The following is an 18679-nucleotide window of genomic DNA, read 5'->3' as shown; positions in this document are numbered from 1 at the left end:
GGAAAGGTCATGCACTGCCCATTTTGCTCTGCTGTGGACACAAAAGTCATTGATTCACGTCTGGTTAGTGAAGGATCGTCCGTGCGAAGACGTCGTCAGTGTCTGGTGTGCCATGAGCGCTTTACCACCTTTGAAGTGGCGGAGCTGGTGATGCCGCGGGTAGTGAAAAGCAATGACGTGCGCGAGCCCTTTAATGAAGACAAGCTCAGCAGCGGCATGATGAAGGCGCTGGAGAAGCGCCCGGTCAGCGCCGATGCGGTGGAAAGTGCGGTAAACCATATCAAAACCCAGCTGCGCGCCACCGGCGAGCGAGAGATTCCCAGCAAGCTGATCGGCAATCTGGTGATGGACGAGCTGAAAAAGCTCGATAAGGTCGCCTATATTCGCTTCGCCTCGGTCTACCGCAGTTTTGAAGATATTCGCGATTTCGGTGCGGAGATCGCCAGGTTACAGGATTGATTATGGATGAACGCTATATGGCGCGCGCGCTGGAGCTGGCGCGGCGCGGACGTTTTACCACGACGCCCAATCCTGACGTGGGCTGCGTTATCGTACGCGACGGCGAGATCGTCGGCGAAGGCTGGCATCGGCGCGCCGGCGAGCCGCACGCTGAGGTGCACGCGCTGCGCATGGCGGGCGACAGGGCGCGCGGCGCCACCGCCTACGTCACGCTTGAGCCGTGCAGCCACCATGGCCGCACGCCGCCGTGCTGCGACGCGCTAATCGCCGCCGGCGTCAGCCGCGTGGTCGCGGCGATGCAGGATCCTAATCCGCAGGTTGCCGGGCGCGGTCTCTATCGCCTGCAGCAGGCGGGCATTGAGGTCAGCCACGGGCTGATGATGGCGGAAGCGGAAGCGCTCAATCGCGGCTTTCTGAAGCGCATGCGCACCGGATTTCCGTATGTTCAGCTCAAGCTCGGCGCCTCCCTGGATGGCCGCACCGCGATGGCGAGCGGCGAGAGCCAGTGGATTACCTCGGCCGCCGCGCGTCGCGACGTGCAGCGCCTGCGGGCGCAGAGCTCCGCGATCCTCAGCAGCAGCGCCACCGTCCTGGCGGACGATCCGTCGCTGACGGTGCGCTGGGCAGAGCTCGATAGCGCGTCGCAGTCGCTGCTGAAGGAAGCTGAGCTGCGTCAGCCGCTGCGCGTCATTGTCGACAGCCGCAATCGGGTGACGCCGCAGCACAAACTGATTAGCCAGCCGGGCGAAACCTGGCTGATGCGCGCCGCGCCGGACCAGCAGGCCTGGCCGGAGAGCGTGACGCAGATCGCCGTGCCGCCGCGCGGCGAACAGCTTGACCTGGTGGCGCTGATGATGCTGCTGGGCAAACGGCAGGTGAACAGCCTGTGGGTCGAAGCGGGCGCGTCGCTGGCCGGTGCGCTGCTGCAGACGGGCGTGGTGGATGAGCTGATCGTCTATATGGCGCCCAGGCTGCTCGGCGACGCCGCGCGCGGCCTGTGCCAGCTGCCCGGCTTAGCGCAGCTGGCCGATGCGCCAGCCTTTTCATTTCGCGACGTGCGTCAGGTCGGCCCCGATCTGCGCCTGACGCTGACGCCGCGCTGACCGCGGCGGAAAAGCGAGAGCACGCCGCCAAAGAGTGTGATAGAATCCGCCCCCCTGCGGGGCCATAACAAAACCCTGAAAGGATAAGTATGAAAGTTATCGAAGCTGCTGTTGCCACGCCTGAGGCCAATGTTGCCATCGTTATTGCGCGTTTTAACAACTTCATCAACGACAGCCTGCTGGACGGCGCGATCGATGCCCTGAAGCGTATCGGTCAGGTGAAAGATGAAAATATCACCGTCGTCTGGGTACCCGGCGCGTACGAACTGCCGCTGGCGGCTCGCGCGCTGGCGAACAGCGGCAAGCACGACGCTATCGTGGCGCTGGGCACCGTGATTCGCGGCGGCACCGCCCACTTTGAATATGTCGCCGGCGAAGCCAGCTCCGGCATCGCTAACGTCGCGATGACCAGCGAAATCCCGGTGACTTTCGGCGTGTTGACCACGGAAAATATCGAGCAGGCTATTGAGCGTGCCGGTACCAAAGCGGGTAACAAAGGCGCCGAAGCGGCCCTGACCGCACTCGAAATGATTAACGTATTGAAAGCCATCAAAGCCTGATTTTTGTAAGGGGAATTTTGTGAAACCTGCTGCTCGTCGCCGCGCCCGCGAGTGCGCTGTCCAGGCGCTCTACTCCTGGCAGTTGTCTAAAAACGACATTGCCGATGTGGAATACCAGTTTCTGGCGGAACAGGACGTCAAAGACGTCGACATTACCTATTTCCGCGAACTGCTGTCCGGTGTGGCGACCAACAGCGCGTATCTGGATGGGCTGATGAAACCTTACCTGTCGCGCCAGCTGGAAGAGCTGGGCCAGGTAGAAAAAGCAATCCTGCGTATTTCGCTGTATGAGCTGAGCAAGCGCGATGATGTGCCGTATAAAGTGGCAATCAACGAAGGTATCGAGCTGGCGAAAGTGTTTGGCGCTGAAGAGAGCCACAAGTTCGTCAACGGCGTGCTGGATAAAGCCGCTCCACAAATCAGACCCAATCGCAAATAAAGAAAAGGCCAGCTTGCTGGCCTTTTTTCATCAGTAAGCGGAACGCAACCATGTCCTGTGGCGAATTCGAACTCATCGCACGCTATTTCAATCGCAGAACCCGCAGCCGCCGCGACGTTGAGACCGGCATCGGCGACGACTGCGCGCTGATGAGCGTGCCGGAGAAACAGACGCTGGCGATCAGCACCGATACGCTGGTGGCGGGCGTCCACTTTTTACGTGATATCCATCCTGCCGATCTCGGCTATAAAGCGCTGGCGGTTAACCTCAGCGATCTGGCGGCCATGGGGGCCGATCCGGCGTGGCTGACGCTGGCGCTGACGCTGCCGGAGGTCGATGAGGAATGGCTGAAAGCCTTTAGCGAAAGCCTGTTCGAGCTGCTGGAGTATTACGATATGCAGCTGGTGGGTGGCGATACCACGCGCGGCCCGCTGAGCATGACGCTCGGTATTCACGGGCTGGTGCCGCAGGGCCGCGCGCTGAAGCGCTCGGGCGCAAAGCCAGGCGACTGGATCTACGTGACCGGCACCCTGGGCGACAGCGCGGCGGGCCTGTCGCTGCTGCAGCATCATCACCGTATCCAGGATCCGGCGGTGCATGAGGCGCTGATTAAGCGCCACCTGCGCCCAATGCCGCGCATCCTGCAGGGCCAGGCGCTGCGTTCGTTCGCCTCGGCGGCGATCGATCTCTCCGACGGACTGATTTCCGATCTCGGCCATATTCTCAAGGCCAGCGGCTGCGGCGCGCGGTTGAATCTGGAGGCGCTGCCGCTGTCGCCTGCGCTGCGCGACCATTTTGCGCCTGAGCAGGTGCTGCGCTGGGCGCTGAGCGGCGGCGAAGATTACGAGCTCTGCTTTACCGTGCCGGAGATAAACCGTGGCGCGCTTGACGTAGCGCTGGGCCACCTCGGTGTGCCCTTTACCAGCATTGGGCAGCTGGTGCCAGAAGCGGAAGGGCTCACGCTGCTGGAGCACGATGAAGCGGTGACCTTCAGCCATAAGGGATTTGATCATTTTGACGCGAAATAAGGATGTGGCGAAGGGCCGCCTGCGCATGAGCAATCCCTGGCATCTGCTCGCCACCGGTTTCGGCAGCGGGTTGAGTCCTTATGTGCCAGGTACGATGGGGTCACTGGCGGCAATCCCGTTCTGGTGGCTAATGGCGCGGCTGCCGCAGGATCTCTATTCGCTGATCGTGCTGTTGGGCATTAGCCTCGGCGTTTATATTTGCCACCGCACCGCCAAAGATATGGGCGTGCACGATCACGGCAGCATCGTCTGGGATGAGTTTATCGGCATGTGGATTACGCTGATGGCGATTCCAGTGAACAGCTGGCAGTGGGTGCTGGCCGGGTTTGTGGTGTTCCGCATTTTCGATATGTGGAAGCCCTGGCCGATCCGCTGGTTCGATCGCAACGTGCACGGCGGTATGGGGATTATGGTGGACGATATTATCGCCGGGGTGATCTCAGCGGCGCTGCTCTATGCGGCAGGGGCGTGGCTGAGCGCGTGAGTGGCTGTTACGGCGTGCCTGCGCGGGTGGCATGGGCAGATCGCAAAGTCGCTCAAGGCGTCCATGCTCGCTCGGCCCGCGCCATCCCTGGCGCGGGACGCTTTGCTCTTCTGCCCATGCCACCCGCTTGTAGTAACATTGTGCGGCCTGAAAGAGAACTTTATTCGAAGCCTACAACCGGGTGCGGCTGATAAACCGTTTCCAGCTCGGCAATCTCCTCACTGCTCAGTTCCACCTCAACCGCTTTCACCAGGTCCGCTAGCTGCTCGGCGCGCGATGCGCCGATAATTGGCGCGGTCACGGCCGGCTTATGCAGCAGCCAGGCGAGCGCCACCTGCGCGCGGCTCACCCCTTTACGCACCGCGATCGCCTCCAGGCGCTGCGCGATGGCCGCATCGTTCTCTTCCGTGGCCTGATAAAGAGTTTTGCCATACTCATCTGAAGCGGTACGCGCTGTCGCTTCGCCCCAGGGGCGCGTCAGCCTGCCGCGCGCCAGCGGGCTCCACGGCAGCACGGCGATATTCTCCGCCTGACAGAGCGGGTGCATCTCGCGCTCCTCTTCGCGCTGAATCAGGTTGTACTGATCCTGCATGCTGACGAACGGCGCCCAGCCATGCTGCCGCTGGGTATAGACCGCTTTGGCGAACTGCCACGCATGCATCGAAGAGGCGCCGATATAGCGCGCTTTGCCCGCCTTCACCACGTCGCTCAGCGCTTCCAGCGTTTCCTCCAGCGGCGTCTCATAGTCCCAGCGGTGAATTTGCAGCAGGTCGACATACTCCATATCGAGGCGGCGCAGGCTGTCGTCGATCGACTGCATAATATTCTTGCGCGACAGGCCCTGTGAGAGATTGCTGAGCGGGAAATAAACCTTGGTGGCGACCACGATCTCCTCTCGACGGGCGAAGGCCTTCAGCGCGCGGCCGACGATCTCTTCGCTGCTGCCATCGGAATAGCTGTTCGCGGTATCGAAAAAGTTAATGCCTGCCTCCAGCGCCTGCTGGATCAGCGGACGGCTGCTCGCTTCCGGCAGCGTCCAGGCGTGGCGACCGCGGTCCGGCTCGCCAAAGGTCATACAACCGAGGCAGAGACGGGAAACCTGAAGGTCGGTGTTGCCTAACTGGGTGGTTTTCATGAAAGCTCCTGCTATGCATTAAACCATCAAGCATAGCAGGAGAGGAGGGCAGGAGATTACTGCGCGAGCCAGTCGCTGATCTGCTGCTGAATGCCTTGCGCGTCCAGCTGGTAATCGTGACGCACTTCATCCTGGGTGCCCTGCGGAATAAATTCATCCGGCAGGCCGAGGTTAAGCACCGAGACGCGCAGGCGCTTCGCCATCACCGTCTCGTTGACGCCGCTGCCTGCGCCGCCTTTAATTGCGCCTTCTTCCAGCGTCACCAGCGATTCGTGGCTCTGCGCCAGCTCGGCGATCAGCGCCTCATCCAGCGGCTTCACGAAGCGCATATCCACCAGCGTGGCGTTAAGCGCGTCCGCCGCTTCCGCCGCCGCAGGCAGCAGCGTGCCGAAGTTCAGGATCGCCAGCTTCTCGCCCTGACGCTTCACGACGCCTTTGCCCAGCGGCAGACTCTGCAGCGGCATCAGCTCGACGCCGACCGCATTGCCGCGCGGATAGCGCACCGCGCTCGGTCCGTCCTGATAGTGATAGCCGGTATAGAGCATCTGGCGACATTCGTTCTCGTCGCTCGGCGTCATAATCACCATCTCTGGCACGCAGCGCAGAAACGCCAGATCAAAGGCGCCCTGGTGGGTCTGGCCGTCGGCGCCGACGATGCCGCCGCGATCGATGGCGAACAGTACCGGCAGCTTCTGGATCGCCACATCGTGGATCACCTGATCGTAGGCGCGCTGCAGGAAGGTCGAGTAGATCGCCACAATCGGCTTGTAGCCGCCGATCGCCATGCCCGCGGCGAAAGTCACCGCATGCTGCTCGGCGATCGCCACGTCGAAATATTGCGCCGGATAGCGGCGCGAAAATTCCACCATGCCGGAGCCTTCGCGCATCGCAGGCGTAATCGCCATCAGCTTCGGATCGTCCTGCGCCATTTCGCACAGCCAGCTGCCGAAAATTTTGGAGTAGCTCGGCAGACCTTCGGCGCTCTTAGGCAGCGCGCCGCTGGCGGGATCGAACTTCGGCACCGCGTGCCAGGCGATCGGATCCTGTTCCGCCGGCGCGTAGCCTTTGCCCTTTTTGGTCATGATATGCAGGAACTGCGGCCCTTTCAGGCTGCGCATGTTCTTCAGCGTCGTCACCAGCGTCAGCACGTCGTGACCATCTACCGGGCCGATATAGTTAAAGCCCAGCTCTTCAAACAGCGTACCTGGCACCACCATGCCTTTCAGATGCTCTTCGGTGCGCTTCACCAGCTCTTTAATCGGCGGCAGCCCGCCCAGCACGCGTTTGCCTCCTTCGCGCAGGCGCGAGTAGGTTTTGCCCGACAGAATCTGCGCCAGACGGTTATTCAGCGCGCCGACGTTCTCCGAAATCGACATCTCGTTGTCGTTAAGGATCACCAGCATATCGGGCTTGATATCTCCCGCGTGGTTCATCGCCTCAAACGCCATACCGGCGGTAATGGCGCCGTCGCCGATAATGCAGGCGGTGCGGCGGCCCAGACCTTCGCGCTCCGCCGCCGCCGCCATGCCGAGCCCGGCGCTGATGGAGGTCGAGGAGTGGCCGACGCTCAGCACGTCATATTCGCTCTCGCCGCGCCACGGAAAGGGGTGCAGGCCGTTTTTCTGGCGAATAGTGCCGATGCGGTCGCGGCGTCCGGTCAGAATTTTATGCGGGTAGGCCTGATGCCCGACATCCCACACCAGATGATCGAACGGCGTGTTGTAGACGTAATGCAGCGCAACGGTCAGCTCGACGACGCCCAGACCCGAGGCGAAATGGCCGCTGGAGCGGCTTACGCTGTCCAGCAGGTATTGACGAAGCTCGTCGCACAGCGCCGGAAGCGACTCTTTCGGGAGAGAACGCAGCTCCTCAACGGTGCTTGCCTGCGCCAGTGTCGGGTATTTTGCAATATCAAAACTCATCAGAGACTCATTATGGAAGTTATTTGTCGCGTTCAATTATGAAGCTTGCCAGCGCCTGCAATGCTGTGGTGTCTAACGATTGCGCCGCAAGAATATCCAGCGCGCTCAGCGCTTGCTGGTGAAGCTCCCTGGCTTTCGCTCGGGCATTGTCGAGCCCAAGCAGCGACGGGTAAGTGCTTTTATCCAGATCCTGATCGGCACCCTGTTTTTTGCCGGTGATGGCGCTGTCGCCTACCACATCAAGAATATCGTCTTGTACCTGAAACGCGAGGCCGATGGCGTCAGCGTAGATATCCAGCGCTGGCAGCGCATCGCGTCCACGCTCGCCCGCCGCTAACGCGCCAAGGCGCACGGCGGCGCGGATCAGCGCGCCGGTTTTATGGCGATGGATCTGCTCCAGCTGTTCCAGCCCGACGCGCTGGCCTTCCGCCGCTAAATCGAGCGCCTGGCCGCCACACATGCCTGCCACGCCGCTGGCGCGCGCCAGTTCGGCAATCATCGCAATGCGGCTGGCGTCGCTCACGCCCGGCATCGGCTCCTCCGCCAGGATTGAGAACGCCAGGGTTTGCAGCGCATCGCCGGCCAGTATCGCGGTATCTTCGCCATATTTGATATGACAGGTCGGCTGGCCGCGACGCAGCGCGTCGTCATCCATCGCGGGCAGGTCGTCATGGATCAGAGAGTAGGCGTGAATGCATTCCACGGCGGCGGCGGGGGCGTCAAGGCTCGCCGGATCCGCGTTGAACATTTCGCCGGTGGCATAGACCAGAAAGGGACGCAGGCGTTTACCGCCTAATAGTGCCCCATAACGCATGGCGTTAACCAGAGGAGAACTCTGAAAGGGAAGCGGCGCTAATAAGCGAGACAGCGCGGCATTGGCCCGTTCCGGATAGAGGCTCAGCAGGTGAATAAAATCCATTACTCTTTTTCCGGCGTGAAGGGGCTGAGATCGGCGTCTTTATCGTCGCTGAGCAGGATGCGTACGCGCTGCTCGGCCTGTTGTAGCGTTTGCTGACCGTTGCGCGCCAGCTGTACGCCGCGCTCAAACTCATTCAGCGCCTCTTCCAGCGGCAGCTCGCCGCTCTCGAGCCGGCTGACAATCTGCTCCAGCTGTTGCAAGGAGGTTTCAAAACTGGCGGGCTGTTCGGCTTTTTTCGGCATATTCAGTGTCGACTCACGTGTAAGACTTTCTCTCGTAATCGGTCATGGTAGCGGAGAGCGTTTGATTAGCAAAATAATCAATGTGACTGCGGTTGCAGAAGCAGTCATCTGACAAAGGTGATATACTCTCGCGCCTCGGATGCGGCTGCGCCCTTTTGCCCGCAATTTTTGTGATTTTACCAGCTAAGTGCCGCGCGCTCGCACTTATTTGCCCAACGAATTCGTGTCGCCATGAAGTTTATCATCAAGTTATTTCCCGAAATCACCATCAAAAGTCAGTCGGTGCGGTTGCGCTTTATCAAAATTCTCACCACCAATATTCGCAACGTGCTGAAGAGCGTCGGCGACGATATCGCCGTGGTGCGCCACTGGGATCACATTGAAGTCCGGTCAAAAGACGAAGGGCTGCGCGGCGTGATTGTGGATGAGCTCACCCGCATTCCCGGCATTCATCACGTGCTGTCGGTCGAAGACCGCAGCTACACCGACGTGCACGATATTTTCGAGCAGACGCTGGCGCAGTATGGCGAAAGCCTGCAGAACAAAAGCTTCTGCGTGCGCGTTAAGCGCCGCGGTAAACATGAGTTTAGCTCGCAGGACGTAGAGCGCTACGTCGGCGGCGGCCTGAATCAGCATATCGCCAGCGCGAAGGTGCAGCTGAACAAGCCTGACGTCACCGTGCACCTCGAAATCGACGACGATCGGCTGATGCTGAACACCGGCCGCTATGAAGGGCTGGGCGGTTTCCCGATCGGCACGCAGGAAGATGTGCTGTCACTGATCTCCGGCGGCTTCGACTCCGGCGTCTCCAGCTATATGCTGCTGCGTCGCGGCTGTCGCGTGCACTACTGCTTCTTTAATCTCGGCGGCGCAGCGCACGAAATTGGCGTGCGCCAGGTGGCGCACTATATCTGGAACCGCTTCGGCCGCTCGCACCGCGTACGCTTTGTGGCGATCAACTTTGAGCCGGTAGTCGGCGAGATTCTGGAAAAAGTGGATGACGGCCAGATGGGCGTCGTGCTGAAGCGCATGATGGTGCGCGCCGCGTCGATGGTCGCAGAGCGCTACGGCGTGCAGGCGCTGGTCACCGGCGAAGCGCTGGGCCAGGTCTCCAGCCAGACGCTGACCAACCTGCGCCTGATCGACAACGCCTCCGATACCCTGATTCTGCGTCCGCTGATCTCGCACGATAAAGAGCACATCATCAAAGTGGCGCGTGAGATTGGCACCGAAGATTTCGCCAGCACCATGCCGGAATATTGCGGCGTTATCTCTAAAAGCCCGACGGTGAAAGCGGTTAAGGCGAAAATTGAGGCGGAAGAGCAGCACTTCGACTTCGCAATCCTGCAGCGCGTAGTAGAAGAGGCGAGCAACCTCGATATCCGCGATATCGCCGAGCAGGCTGAAGAAGAAGTCGTGGAAGTGGAAACGGTGGACTCCTTCGGCAGCGACGATGTGGTACTGGATATCCGCGCCATTGACGAGCAGGAAGATAAGCCGCTGGCGCTGCAGGGCACCGAGGTGAAATCGCTGCCGTTTTATAAGCTCAGCAGCCAGTTCGGCGATCTCGACCAGAGCAAAACCTGGCTGCTCTACTGCGATCGCGGCGTGATGAGCAAGCTGCAGGCGCTCTATCTGCACGAGCAGGGCTTCAAAAACGTGAAGGTCTATCGTCCGTAGTGAAAAAAGGCTGCGCATTGCGCGCAGCCTGCGTTACTCGCTGTAATCGTAGATGCCCGCCGCCAGCACCAGCTGCGACGCCACCTCCGCCGCTTTCTCTTTACCCGCCAGCAGATCGATGAGCTTAAGCGCGAAATCCATTGCCGTGCCCGGCCCCTGGCTGGTCAGCAGATTGACGCGCGGATCCCATACCACGCGTCTTTCCATCCATTTCTCCGCCGGAATCGTCTCTTTTAAGCCGGGAAAGCCGGTCATATTGCCCACCGTAAAGAGGTCGTGCGGCACCAGCACCGTGCCAGCCGCCGCGCAGATTGCCGCGACGATGCGGCCAGAGAGATGGAACTGGCGCACCGTTTCTACCAGCAGCGGACTGTCGCGGAAGGTTTCCGCGCCTTTCAGACCGCCCGGCAGCACGATTGCCGCGTAGTCATCATCGGCCACCTCCACCAGTGGCGCATCCGCCAGCAGGCGCACGCCGCGCGAGCAGACGATTTCGCACGAGCCATCGCTCTCCACGCTGGCGGTAACAACTTTCAGGCCGCCGCGCACCAGCAAATCGATAGTGGTGACCGCCTCGGTCTCTTCACTGCCATGTGCCAGGCAAACGAGAACTGGCGTGTTCGCGGTCATAGTGGGACTCCTTGCGTTTTACGAGTTCATAAAGACGGGTGTTTTCCGGCACCGCGATGCCCTGGGCGCGCGCGCGTCGCAGCAGAAAGCCAGAGATGTAATCGATTTCGGTCAGACGCTGCGCACGCACGTCCTGCAGCATAGAGGAGGTATTGGCCGCGGTGGTTTCAATCACGTTGTCGACAATGTCCCGCAGGCTGTCGGCGGTGATGTGCTGGCCCTCGCGCTCCATCACCCAGCTCAGCTCCTGGCAGAGCAGGTCGATCTGTTCCGGCCAGACGCGCAGCGCGCCGTTCTGGCAGTCGTGCTCCACGGTCAGCGGATTGATGATGCAATTAACCGCCAGCTTGCGCCAGCAGGCGGCGGCAATATTGTCATGCCAGGCGACGTCCGGCAGCGCCGCGTGCAGGATATCGGCAAGATCGCTAAAGGCCGCGCTTTTGCGGTTTGCCGGGCCGATATGCGTTATACCGCCGGCGACATGTTTGATCACCGTCCCGTCGCGCATCGCCGCATGCGTGGTGATGCCGCGCAGCAGCGGCTGGCTCAGGCCTTTCAGCTCTTCCAGGGTGCCCATACCGTTGTGCAGCAGCAGCACCGGGCAATCGTCCGACAGCACGCTCTGCAGGTTGCGCACCGCGGGCGAAACCTGCGGTGCTTTTAGCGTCACCAGCAGCAGCTGGCTGCTGGCCAGAAACAGTGGATCGTTGGCGATAAAGGTGTTGTTGCTCACCTGGCCCTGGTAATCAATCACATTGACGGAACAGTAGGGCTGCGGCACGCGCAGCCATCCCTGTACGTCGTGGCCCTGGCGCGCCAGGGCAGCGAGCCAGACCTGGCCAATAGCGCCACAACCCAACACGGTAATTTTCATACTGCCTCCCGTATCCGGGTTTGTCGTTTGTTCTGTTATACCCAGCGATAATAAGTATAGCGTTGTGCGCAGCCTGATTTTGTTTAGTGCGGCAAGACGCGTATTATGCATGTCACTTTAGCGTCAGGAGAAGAAGAGATGCCATCTTTCGATATCGTTTCAGAAATCGACATGCAGGAAGTCCGCAACGCGGTCGAAAACGCCAACCGTGAATTAACGACTCGCTTCGATTTTCGCAACGTGAGCGCCAGCTTCGAGCTCAACGAAAAGAGTGAAACCATCAAAGTGACCAGCGAGTCCGATTTTCAGGTGAAACAGCTGGTGGATATGCTGCGCGAGAAGATGCTCAAGCGCGGCATTGAGGGCGCCGCGCTCGATATCCCTGAGGAGACCGAGCACAGCGGCAAGAGCTGGAGCGTCGATGCCAAAATGAAAAAGGGCATTGAGAGCGACGTGGCGAAAAAGATTGTGAAGCTGATTAAAGACAGCAAGATCAAGGTGCAGACGCAGATTCAGGGTGAATCGCTGCGCGTCACCGGCAAGTCGCGCGATGACCTGCAGAGCGCGATGGCGCTGGTGCGCGGCGGCAACCTTGGCCAGCCATTCCAGTTCAAGAACTTCCGCGATTAATCCTCTTAAGGCGTGCGGCAGCTCATCTGCTGCACGCCTTGTTTACCGCCTCTCTTGTCCCGCCTGTTTTCTCTTACCTCTGCGTTAAATCAATATGCTTATCAGTAAAGGTGTGCAACTCTCTTGATGAAACCCTCAACAGGAGAAAGACGTCATGAAAATGATGAAAGCTGCCGTGGTTAAGGCGTTTGGCGCACCGCTGGTTATTGAACAGGTGCCAATACCAGAAGTCGGGGCAGGGCAGGTGCTGGTCAAAATTGCGGCGACCGGCGTCTGTCATACCGATCTTCATGCGGCGCAGGGCGACTGGCCCGTCAAACCTGTGCCGCCTTTTATTCCCGGTCATGAAGGCGTCGGCGAGGTGGTGGCTGTCGGGCCTCATGTTACGCACCTCAAGCCGGGAGATCGCGTTGGCGTGCCCTGGCTCTATTCCGCGTGCGGGCACTGCGAGCACTGTCTGGATAGCTGGGAGACGCTCTGCCATGAGCAAAAAAATGCAGGCTATTCGGTTAACGGCAGCTTTGCGGAGTATTGCCTGGCCGATGCCAACTATGTCGGCATTTTGCCTGATAACCTCGATTATGCCGAGGTAGCGCCGATCCTGTGTGCCGGGGTGACGGTCTATAAGGGCCTGAAAATGACGGAGGCGCGGCCTGGAAACTGGGTAGTTATTTCCGGTATCGGTGGACTGGGCCATCTGGCGGTGCAGTATGCTGTGGCGATGGGGCTAAACGTCGCCGCGGTCGATGTTGACGATGAAAAGCTGGCTTTTGCGCAGCGTCTCGGCGCCAGCGTGGTGGCCAACGCACGCAAAGAGGATCCGGCGCAGGTGTTTCACGCGCAGTTCGGCGGCGCGCATGCGGCGCTGGTCACCGCCGTATCGCCTAAGGCGTTTGAACAGGCCATCGGCACGCTGCGACGCGGCGGCACCATGGTGCTTAACGGGCTGCCGCCGGGCAAGTTCGATCTCTCTATCTTTGATATGGTCCTGGACGGCATCACGGTACGAGGCTCTATCGTGGGCACAAGAAAAGATTTGCAGGAGGCGCTCGATTTTGCCGGACGGCATAAGGTGGAAGCGACCATTGCCGTTGAGCCCTTGAGCCACATCAACGCTATCTTTGAGCGTATGCACGCTGGCAAAATCGAGGGGCGAATCGTGGTAGATATGTCACTTTAACGCTGCGTGAAAAGCAAAGAACCGGCGCAATGCCGGTTCTTTTGTCTCAGGCTGACTATCCCGCGTTTAACTGCTTGCCAGCAGCGCCTCCAGTTCGGGGCGGCTGGTAACCTTACTGTCGATCTTAATATAGGCGCTTTTCTCTTCCGGCACGATTAACACCGCCGATACGCCCGGCTGGGCTTTCAGGCGCTGCTCAAGATTCGGCACCGCCAGCGCGTTATCGCTCAGCACGATACGCAGGCTGCTGACGTAGGGCGGCTCCTGCATGGTCATGGCGACGAACAGCCAGACCGCCGCCACGATGGCGCCCACCAGGAACACCGTCTGCGCGTCGAAATGGCCGAACACCCAGCCGCCGAAGCTACCGCCAATCGCCACGCCGATAAACTGGCTGGTGGAGTAGAGCCCCATCGCCGTGCCTTTATAGCCAGCCGGCGACTCTTTGCTCACCAGCGACGGCAGAATCGCCTCCATCAGGTTAAAGGCGAAGAAAAAGAGCTGCACGCCGATCACCAGCGTCCAGAAATGGCCTGCCGCGCCCCACAGCACGATCTCCGCGATAACGATCAGGCCGACGCAGGCGACGAATACGCGCTTCATGCGGCGCTTTACCTCGGCGTAGATAATAAAGGGCACTACGCCGACAAAGGCGATCAGCATCGTCACCAGATAGATTTTCCAGTGCTCGGCGGCGGGGAGGCCCGCCTGCTCGAACTGGCCGGGCAGGGCGACGAAGCTGGACATCAGCAAAATATGCAGACAGAGAATGCCGACGTTGAGTTTGATCAGACGCGAATTGCCGAGCACCTTGCGGAAGCTGCCTTTCACCATACCTGATTCGCGGTTCAGCACATGGCCGGGCGCGCTCGGCACGACCAGCAGGGTAATCACGATACCCAGCGAGGCGAGAATAGCGATCATCCAGAACAGCGCGTGCAGGCCGAGCGCGTGAGTAACGATGGGGCCGATCACCATCGCGATAGCGAAGGTGACACCGAAGCTGATGCCGATAAAGGCCATCGCTTTGGTGCGGTTCTGTTCGCGGGTTAAATCAGAGAGCAGCGCCATCACGGCGGCGGCGATCGCGCCGGAGCCCTGCAGCGCGCGGCCTAGAATAATACCCCAGATAGAGGTGGTGGTCGCGGCGATAATACTGCCGAGGACAAACAGCAGCAGGCCGCCGACGATCAGCGGTTTGCGGCCAATGCGGTCGGACATCAGGCCAAAGGGAATTTGAAAGATCGCCTGCGCCAGACCGTAGATGCCGATCGCCAGGCCGATAAGCGTTTCACTTGCACCCTGAAGGGCCATGCCGTAAGTGGTTAATACCGGCAGGACCATAAACATGCCCAGCATTCGCAGGGAAAATACCGTGCCCAAACCCCATGTGGCGCGGAGCTCCACCGGCGTCATTTTATTATCGTTCATTCCAACCTCTATAAGTTTGCCGTATCTATTTTAGGGAGCAGGGCAGGGCGGGTAAAATAATAGTGTTTAAGAAGTGGTAACAAAAAGAAAGGGCGCGAAATCGCGCCCTTAGCATGCATGGCCGTGCGGCATTACCACACGTAGGTCAGGAGATCTTTTGACGCCGGGGCCATAAAGTCCACCGACATCATCACGCTCAGCGCAGTGATAGCCACGATAGAGAAGACGAACAGCTTACGCGCCCAGACACGATCGTTCGAGGTCTTGTAACCTGATAACGCCATTCCCAGCCACCAGACGCTGACGGCCGCCGCGACTACCAGATACTTATAGCCTGCGTAGCCGCCCAGCGACAGCATCAGCGTGGCAATCATAAACGCCAGAATATAGAGCGTAATATGATTCTTCGCCACGGAGATGCCTTTCACCACCGGCAGAACCGGGATGTTCGCCGCCTGGTAATCTTTAAAGCGGAAGATGGCAATCGCATAGGAGTGCGGCATCTGCCACAGGCTAAAGATCGCCAGCAGGATCAGCGCGCCGGCATCAAACTGGTTGGTGACGGCGCAGTAGCCGATCACCGGCGGCGCGGCGCCAGACAGGCTGCCAATCAGCGTCCCGTATACCGAGTGACGCTTCATGTAGAGACTGTAAACGCCGACGTAAACCACGAAGCCCATGACCGCCAGCCACATGGCCAGCGGATTGGCACCAAAGTAAAGCAACGCAAAGCCAGCAATACCCAGCGCGGTAGCATAAATCAGGCTTACTTTCGCGGAGATGAGGCCTTTAACCAGCACTCGATTCCGGGTTCTCTCCATCTTTACGTCGATATCGCGGTCGATCACGTTGTTGAATACACAACCTGAGGCGACAACCAGCGACACGCCGATCAGCGAGGCGAGAAACAGGGCGTAATCAATGCTGCCTTTTGAAGCCAGCAGAAATCCGCCGATCACAGAAATTAAATTCCCGAAAATAATTCCTGGTTTTGTTACTTGCAGGTATTGCTTAATCATTACGCGACTCTTTAGTGAACCATCATGTTGTAGTTGAGGTTCCACATAATCCACAGCGAGCCAACTACGACGATCAGAATGATGATTGCCGAGAAGACGATGGCTACCATGTTCCAGCCGCCTTCGGACTTGGTGTCCAGATGCAGGAAGTAGATCAGGTGAACAACGACCTGGATGACTGCGCAGGCAACCACGACGCCCAGGGTCATACCTTGAGATGACCCACCGCTCATCACCATCCAGAACGGAATACCGGTCAGGATGACGGAGAGGATGAAGCCGATCATGTAGGACTTCACGCTGCTGTGCGGAACGACATTTCCGTTAGCTGAATGACTCATTACATGACTCCCATCAGATAGACAATGGTAAATACGCAGATCCAGACCACATCCAGGAAGTGCCAGAACAGGCTCAGGCACAGGATACGGGTATGGTTAGTCGACGTCAGCCCACGTTTGGCAATCTGGAACATCAGCACCAGCATCCAGATCAGGCCGCAGGTAACGTGCAGACCGTGGGTGCCTACCAGGGTAAAGAAGCCTGACAGGAAGCCGCTACGATTCGGGCCGAAACCCTCTTCGATCAGATGATGGAACTCATAGATCTCCATGCAGATAAAGCCAAGACCAAACAGGAAGGTCAGCGCCAGCCAGCTAAGGACGGAGCTCTTCTTGTCGTGGTTCATGGCGATAACCGCCATGCCGTAGGTGATGGAGCTCAGCAGCAGCAGCGCTGTTTCGCCCAGAACGAACGGCAGTTCGAAGATGTCTTTGCCTGCCGGGCCACCGGCAGTGCTGTTGACCATGACGGCATAGGTCGCAAACAGGGTTGCGAAGATAATGCAGTCACTCATCAGGTAGATCCAGAAGCCAAAGACTTTATTGGCTCCCGCATCGTGATGCCCATGCTCCGCATGGGCGTCGTGGTGGTGTTTTGTCAGAGTTTCAGTTGACATTATTTCAGACCCGCTTTGCTGATGTCGTCAAAGTGCTGCTTCTCGATCTTCTCGATCTCGACAACCGGAACGTAGTAGTCCACGTCTTCGTCGAAGCTCTTCACAATCCAGGTCACGATCATGCCCAGGAAGGAGAGGCCAGCCAGCCACCAGATATGCCAGATTGCGGCAAAACCGAATACCGTTGCGAAGGCAGCGATGACGATAGCCGCGCCGCTGTTCTTCGGCATATGAATCTCTTCATATTTCGCCGGCTGCTTGTACGCTTCGCCTTTCTCTTTCATTTCCCAGAACGCGTCGCGCTCGTGGATATGCGGGATAGTGGCAAAGTTGTAGAACGGCGGCGGTGAAGAGGTTGCCCACTCCAGCGTACGGCCGCCCCACGGGTCACCGGTCAGATCGCGATTCTGATGACGGTCACGCACAGAGACGTAGAACATGATTACCTGGCTGATGATACCGCAAGCGATCAGGCCTGCACCGACGGCCGCGACAACCAGCAGAGAGTGGAACTGCGGATCGATATCCTGGCTCAGACGACGCGTCATGCCCATGAAGCCCAGAATGTAGAGCGGCATAAAGGCAACGAAGAAGCCGATGATCCAGAACCAGAAGGCGCGTTTGCCCCAGGTTTCGTTCAGGGTAAAGCCGAAGGCTTTCGGGAACCAGTAGGTCACGCCAGCCATACAGCCGAATACCACGCCGCCGATGATGACGTTATGGAAGTGCGCGATCAGGAACAGGCTGTTATGCAGCACGAAGTCCGCACCCGGCACCGCCAGCAGAACACCGGTCATACCACCAACAGAGAAGGTGACCAGGAAGCCTACGGTCCACAGCATGGCAGAGTGCATTACGATGCGGCCCTGGTACATGGTGAACAGCCAGTTGAAGATTTTCACGCCGGTCGGAATCGCGATAATCATCGTCATGATGCCGAAGAAGGCGTTAACGTTCGCGCCCGCACCCATGGTGAAGAAGTGGTGCAGCCAGACGATAAACGACAGCACGGTAATGGCGATGGTCGCCCAAACCAGTGAGGTGTAGCCAAACAGACGTTTTTTCGAGAAGGTCGCAGTGACTTCAGAGAAGACGCCGAACACCGGCAGTACCAGGATGTAAACTTCCGGATGACCCCAAACCCAGATCAGGTTGACGTACATCATCATGTTACCGCCCATATCATTGGTAAAGAAATGGAAGCCAAGGTAACGATCAAGCGTCAACAGCGCCAGGGTCACGGTCAGAACCGGGAACGAAGCGATAATCAGGACGTTGGTGCAAAGAGAAGCCCAGGTAAATACCGGCATTTTAAACAGGTCCATGCCCGGCGCACGCATCTTCAGAATGGTCACGAAGAAGTTGATGCCGGTCAGCGTGGTCCCGATACCGGAAAGCTGGAGACTCCAGATCCAGTAATCGACCCCGACGCCGGGACTGTACTCCGCGCCTGAAAGCGGCGGATAGGCCAGCCAGCCGGTCTGTGCGAACTCGCCCACGCCCAGCGACAGGTTAACCAGGATCACGCCGACCGCGGTAAACCAGAAGCTCAGGTTGTTCAGGAACGGGAAGGCAACGTCGCGTGCGCCGATTTGCAGCGGCACCGCGATGTTCATCAGACCCACGACGAAAGGCATCGCCACGAAGAAGATCATAATCACGCCGTGCGCGGTAAAGATCTGGTCGTAGTGATGCGGCGGGAGTATGCCGGCTTCCCCGGCGGAAGCCATTACCTGCTGGGTACGCATCATGATGGCATCGGCGAAGCCGCGCAGCAGCATGACGAACGCCATGATGATGTACATGATACCCAGTTTTTTATGGTCGACGGAGGTGAGCCATTCAGACCACAGGTACTGCCATTTACCAAAGTAGGTTAGGGCAGCGATGATTGCCAGACCACCAATGATGATCCCGGCAACCGTAACCATGATAATCGGCTCATGGTACGGCACTGCATCCAGTGTTAATTTTCCGAACATCGTA

Annotated in this window: 20 protein-coding genes; 9 read left to right on the top strand and 11 right to left on the bottom strand. The window is 59.0% G+C overall.

What is annotated here, in order from left to right:
- Positions 1-9: 9 nt before the first annotated feature.
- The 6 genes from nrdR to pgpA all read left to right on the top strand — a co-directional run bounded on the left by nrdR (position 10) and on the right by pgpA (position 4073).
- On the top strand, positions 10-459 hold the full coding sequence (gene nrdR / locus Q9R34_RS01785; protein WP_033788790.1) for a transcriptional regulator NrdR: 450 nt from the start codon (positions 10-12) through the stop codon (positions 457-459).
- 2 nt (positions 460-461) lie between these two features.
- Positions 462-1562 (top strand): bifunctional diaminohydroxyphosphoribosylaminopyrimidine deaminase/5-amino-6-(5-phosphoribosylamino)uracil reductase RibD, encoded by a 1101-nt coding sequence (gene ribD, locus Q9R34_RS01780; protein WP_485892162.1) that lies wholly within the window; start codon positions 462-464, stop codon positions 1560-1562.
- An 89-nt stretch (positions 1563-1651) separates the two neighbouring features.
- Positions 1652-2122, top strand: a complete 471-nt coding sequence (ribH, locus tag Q9R34_RS01775; protein ID WP_103795113.1) for a 6,7-dimethyl-8-ribityllumazine synthase — start codon at positions 1652-1654, stop codon at positions 2120-2122.
- A gap of 19 nt (positions 2123-2141) precedes the next feature.
- Entirely contained in the window at positions 2142-2561 is a 420-nt protein-coding gene (gene nusB, locus Q9R34_RS01770; protein WP_434124029.1) for a transcription antitermination factor NusB, read from the top strand.
- A 50-nt stretch (positions 2562-2611) separates the two neighbouring features.
- Positions 2612-3589 carry a thiamine-phosphate kinase gene (thiL, locus tag Q9R34_RS01765; protein ID WP_485892161.1) on the top strand — a complete coding sequence of 326 codons (978 nt, stop codon included), beginning with the start codon at positions 2612-2614 and terminating at the stop codon, positions 3587-3589.
- On the top strand, positions 3567-4073 hold the full coding sequence (pgpA, locus tag Q9R34_RS01760; RefSeq protein ID WP_485892160.1) for a phosphatidylglycerophosphatase A: 507 nt from the start codon (positions 3567-3569) through the stop codon (positions 4071-4073). The genes thiL and pgpA overlap by 23 nt, the downstream gene beginning before the upstream one ends.
- A 160-nt stretch (positions 4074-4233) precedes the next feature.
- Here pgpA and Q9R34_RS01755 read toward each other — a convergent pair whose 3' ends face one another.
- Genes Q9R34_RS01755 through xseB form a run of 4 tightly spaced genes read right to left on the bottom strand, consistent with a single transcriptional unit; the run spans position 4234 to position 8291 of the window.
- Complete coding sequence (locus Q9R34_RS01755; protein ID WP_485892159.1) at positions 4234-5208, bottom strand: aldo/keto reductase; 975 nt, start codon at positions 5206-5208, stop codon at positions 4234-4236.
- 56 nt (positions 5209-5264) lie between these two features.
- The gene (dxs, locus tag Q9R34_RS01750; RefSeq protein ID WP_485892158.1) at positions 5265-7130 is read right to left on the bottom strand and encodes a 1-deoxy-D-xylulose-5-phosphate synthase; all 1866 of its coding nucleotides are present in this window, start codon (positions 7128-7130) and stop codon (positions 5265-5267) included.
- Between the two features lie 19 nt (positions 7131-7149).
- Positions 7150-8049: a (2E,6E)-farnesyl diphosphate synthase gene (gene ispA, locus Q9R34_RS01745; RefSeq protein WP_434124022.1), complete on the bottom strand. Its 900-nt coding sequence runs from the start codon at positions 8047-8049 to the stop codon at positions 7150-7152.
- A complete protein-coding gene (gene xseB, locus Q9R34_RS01740; protein ID WP_033752728.1) occupies positions 8049-8291 on the bottom strand; it encodes an exodeoxyribonuclease VII small subunit in 243 nt (80 codons plus the stop codon). The genes ispA and xseB overlap by 1 nt, the downstream gene beginning before the upstream one ends.
- A 231-nt stretch (positions 8292-8522) precedes the next feature.
- Here xseB and thiI point away from each other — a divergent pair, with 231 nt between their 5' ends.
- Positions 8523-9971 (top strand): tRNA uracil 4-sulfurtransferase ThiI, encoded by a 1449-nt coding sequence (thiI, locus tag Q9R34_RS01735; RefSeq protein ID WP_485892156.1) that lies wholly within the window; start codon positions 8523-8525, stop codon positions 9969-9971.
- 33 nt (positions 9972-10004) lie between these two features.
- Here thiI and yajL read toward each other — a convergent pair whose 3' ends face one another.
- Together yajL and panE are read right to left on the bottom strand one after the other, a co-directional pair.
- Positions 10005-10601, bottom strand: a complete 597-nt coding sequence (gene yajL, locus Q9R34_RS01730; protein ID WP_485892154.1) for a protein deglycase YajL — start codon at positions 10599-10601, stop codon at positions 10005-10007.
- On the bottom strand, positions 10555-11475 hold the full coding sequence (panE, locus tag Q9R34_RS01725) for a 2-dehydropantoate 2-reductase (protein ID WP_485892153.1): 921 nt from the start codon (positions 11473-11475) through the stop codon (positions 10555-10557). The genes yajL and panE overlap by 47 nt, the downstream gene beginning before the upstream one ends.
- 138 nt (positions 11476-11613) lie before the next feature.
- Between panE and Q9R34_RS01720 the strand changes: the two genes are divergently transcribed.
- Both Q9R34_RS01720 and adhP read left to right on the top strand, forming a co-directional pair.
- A complete protein-coding gene (locus tag Q9R34_RS01720) occupies positions 11614-12105 on the top strand; it encodes a YajQ family cyclic di-GMP-binding protein (protein WP_485892152.1) in 492 nt (163 codons plus the stop codon).
- Positions 12106-12259: 154 nt separating this feature from the next.
- A complete protein-coding gene (gene adhP, locus Q9R34_RS01715; protein ID WP_485892151.1) occupies positions 12260-13285 on the top strand; it encodes an alcohol dehydrogenase AdhP in 1026 nt (341 codons plus the stop codon).
- A gap of 66 nt (positions 13286-13351) precedes the next feature.
- On the opposite strand, the gene Q9R34_RS01710 is transcribed toward adhP, so the two are convergent.
- The 5 genes from Q9R34_RS01710 to cyoB form a co-directional block, all read right to left on the bottom strand.
- Complete coding sequence (locus Q9R34_RS01710) at positions 13352-14716, bottom strand: MFS transporter (protein WP_485892150.1); 1365 nt, start codon at positions 14714-14716, stop codon at positions 13352-13354.
- A 131-nt stretch (positions 14717-14847) separates the two neighbouring features.
- The gene (cyoE, locus tag Q9R34_RS01705) at positions 14848-15735 is read right to left on the bottom strand and encodes a heme o synthase (protein ID WP_033752721.1); all 888 of its coding nucleotides are present in this window, start codon (positions 15733-15735) and stop codon (positions 14848-14850) included.
- Between the two features lie 11 nt (positions 15736-15746).
- Positions 15747-16076 carry a cytochrome o ubiquinol oxidase subunit IV gene (locus Q9R34_RS01700; protein ID WP_048783368.1) on the bottom strand — a complete coding sequence of 110 codons (330 nt, stop codon included), beginning with the start codon at positions 16074-16076 and terminating at the stop codon, positions 15747-15749.
- A complete protein-coding gene (locus Q9R34_RS01695; protein WP_033752718.1) occupies positions 16076-16693 on the bottom strand; it encodes a cytochrome o ubiquinol oxidase subunit III in 618 nt (205 codons plus the stop codon). The genes Q9R34_RS01700 and Q9R34_RS01695 overlap by 1 nt, the downstream gene beginning before the upstream one ends.
- Positions 16693-18675 (bottom strand): cytochrome o ubiquinol oxidase subunit I, encoded by a 1983-nt coding sequence (gene cyoB, locus Q9R34_RS01690; protein ID WP_485892149.1) that lies wholly within the window; start codon positions 18673-18675, stop codon positions 16693-16695. The genes Q9R34_RS01695 and cyoB overlap by 1 nt, the downstream gene beginning before the upstream one ends.
- Positions 18676-18679: the final 4 nt, after the last annotated feature.

The organism is Enterobacter sp. BRE11 (assembly GCF_031844285.1).
Lineage (GTDB): Bacteria > Pseudomonadota > Gammaproteobacteria > Enterobacterales > Enterobacteriaceae > Pantoea.
This window is presented reverse-complemented; position numbering and strand designations above follow the sequence as displayed.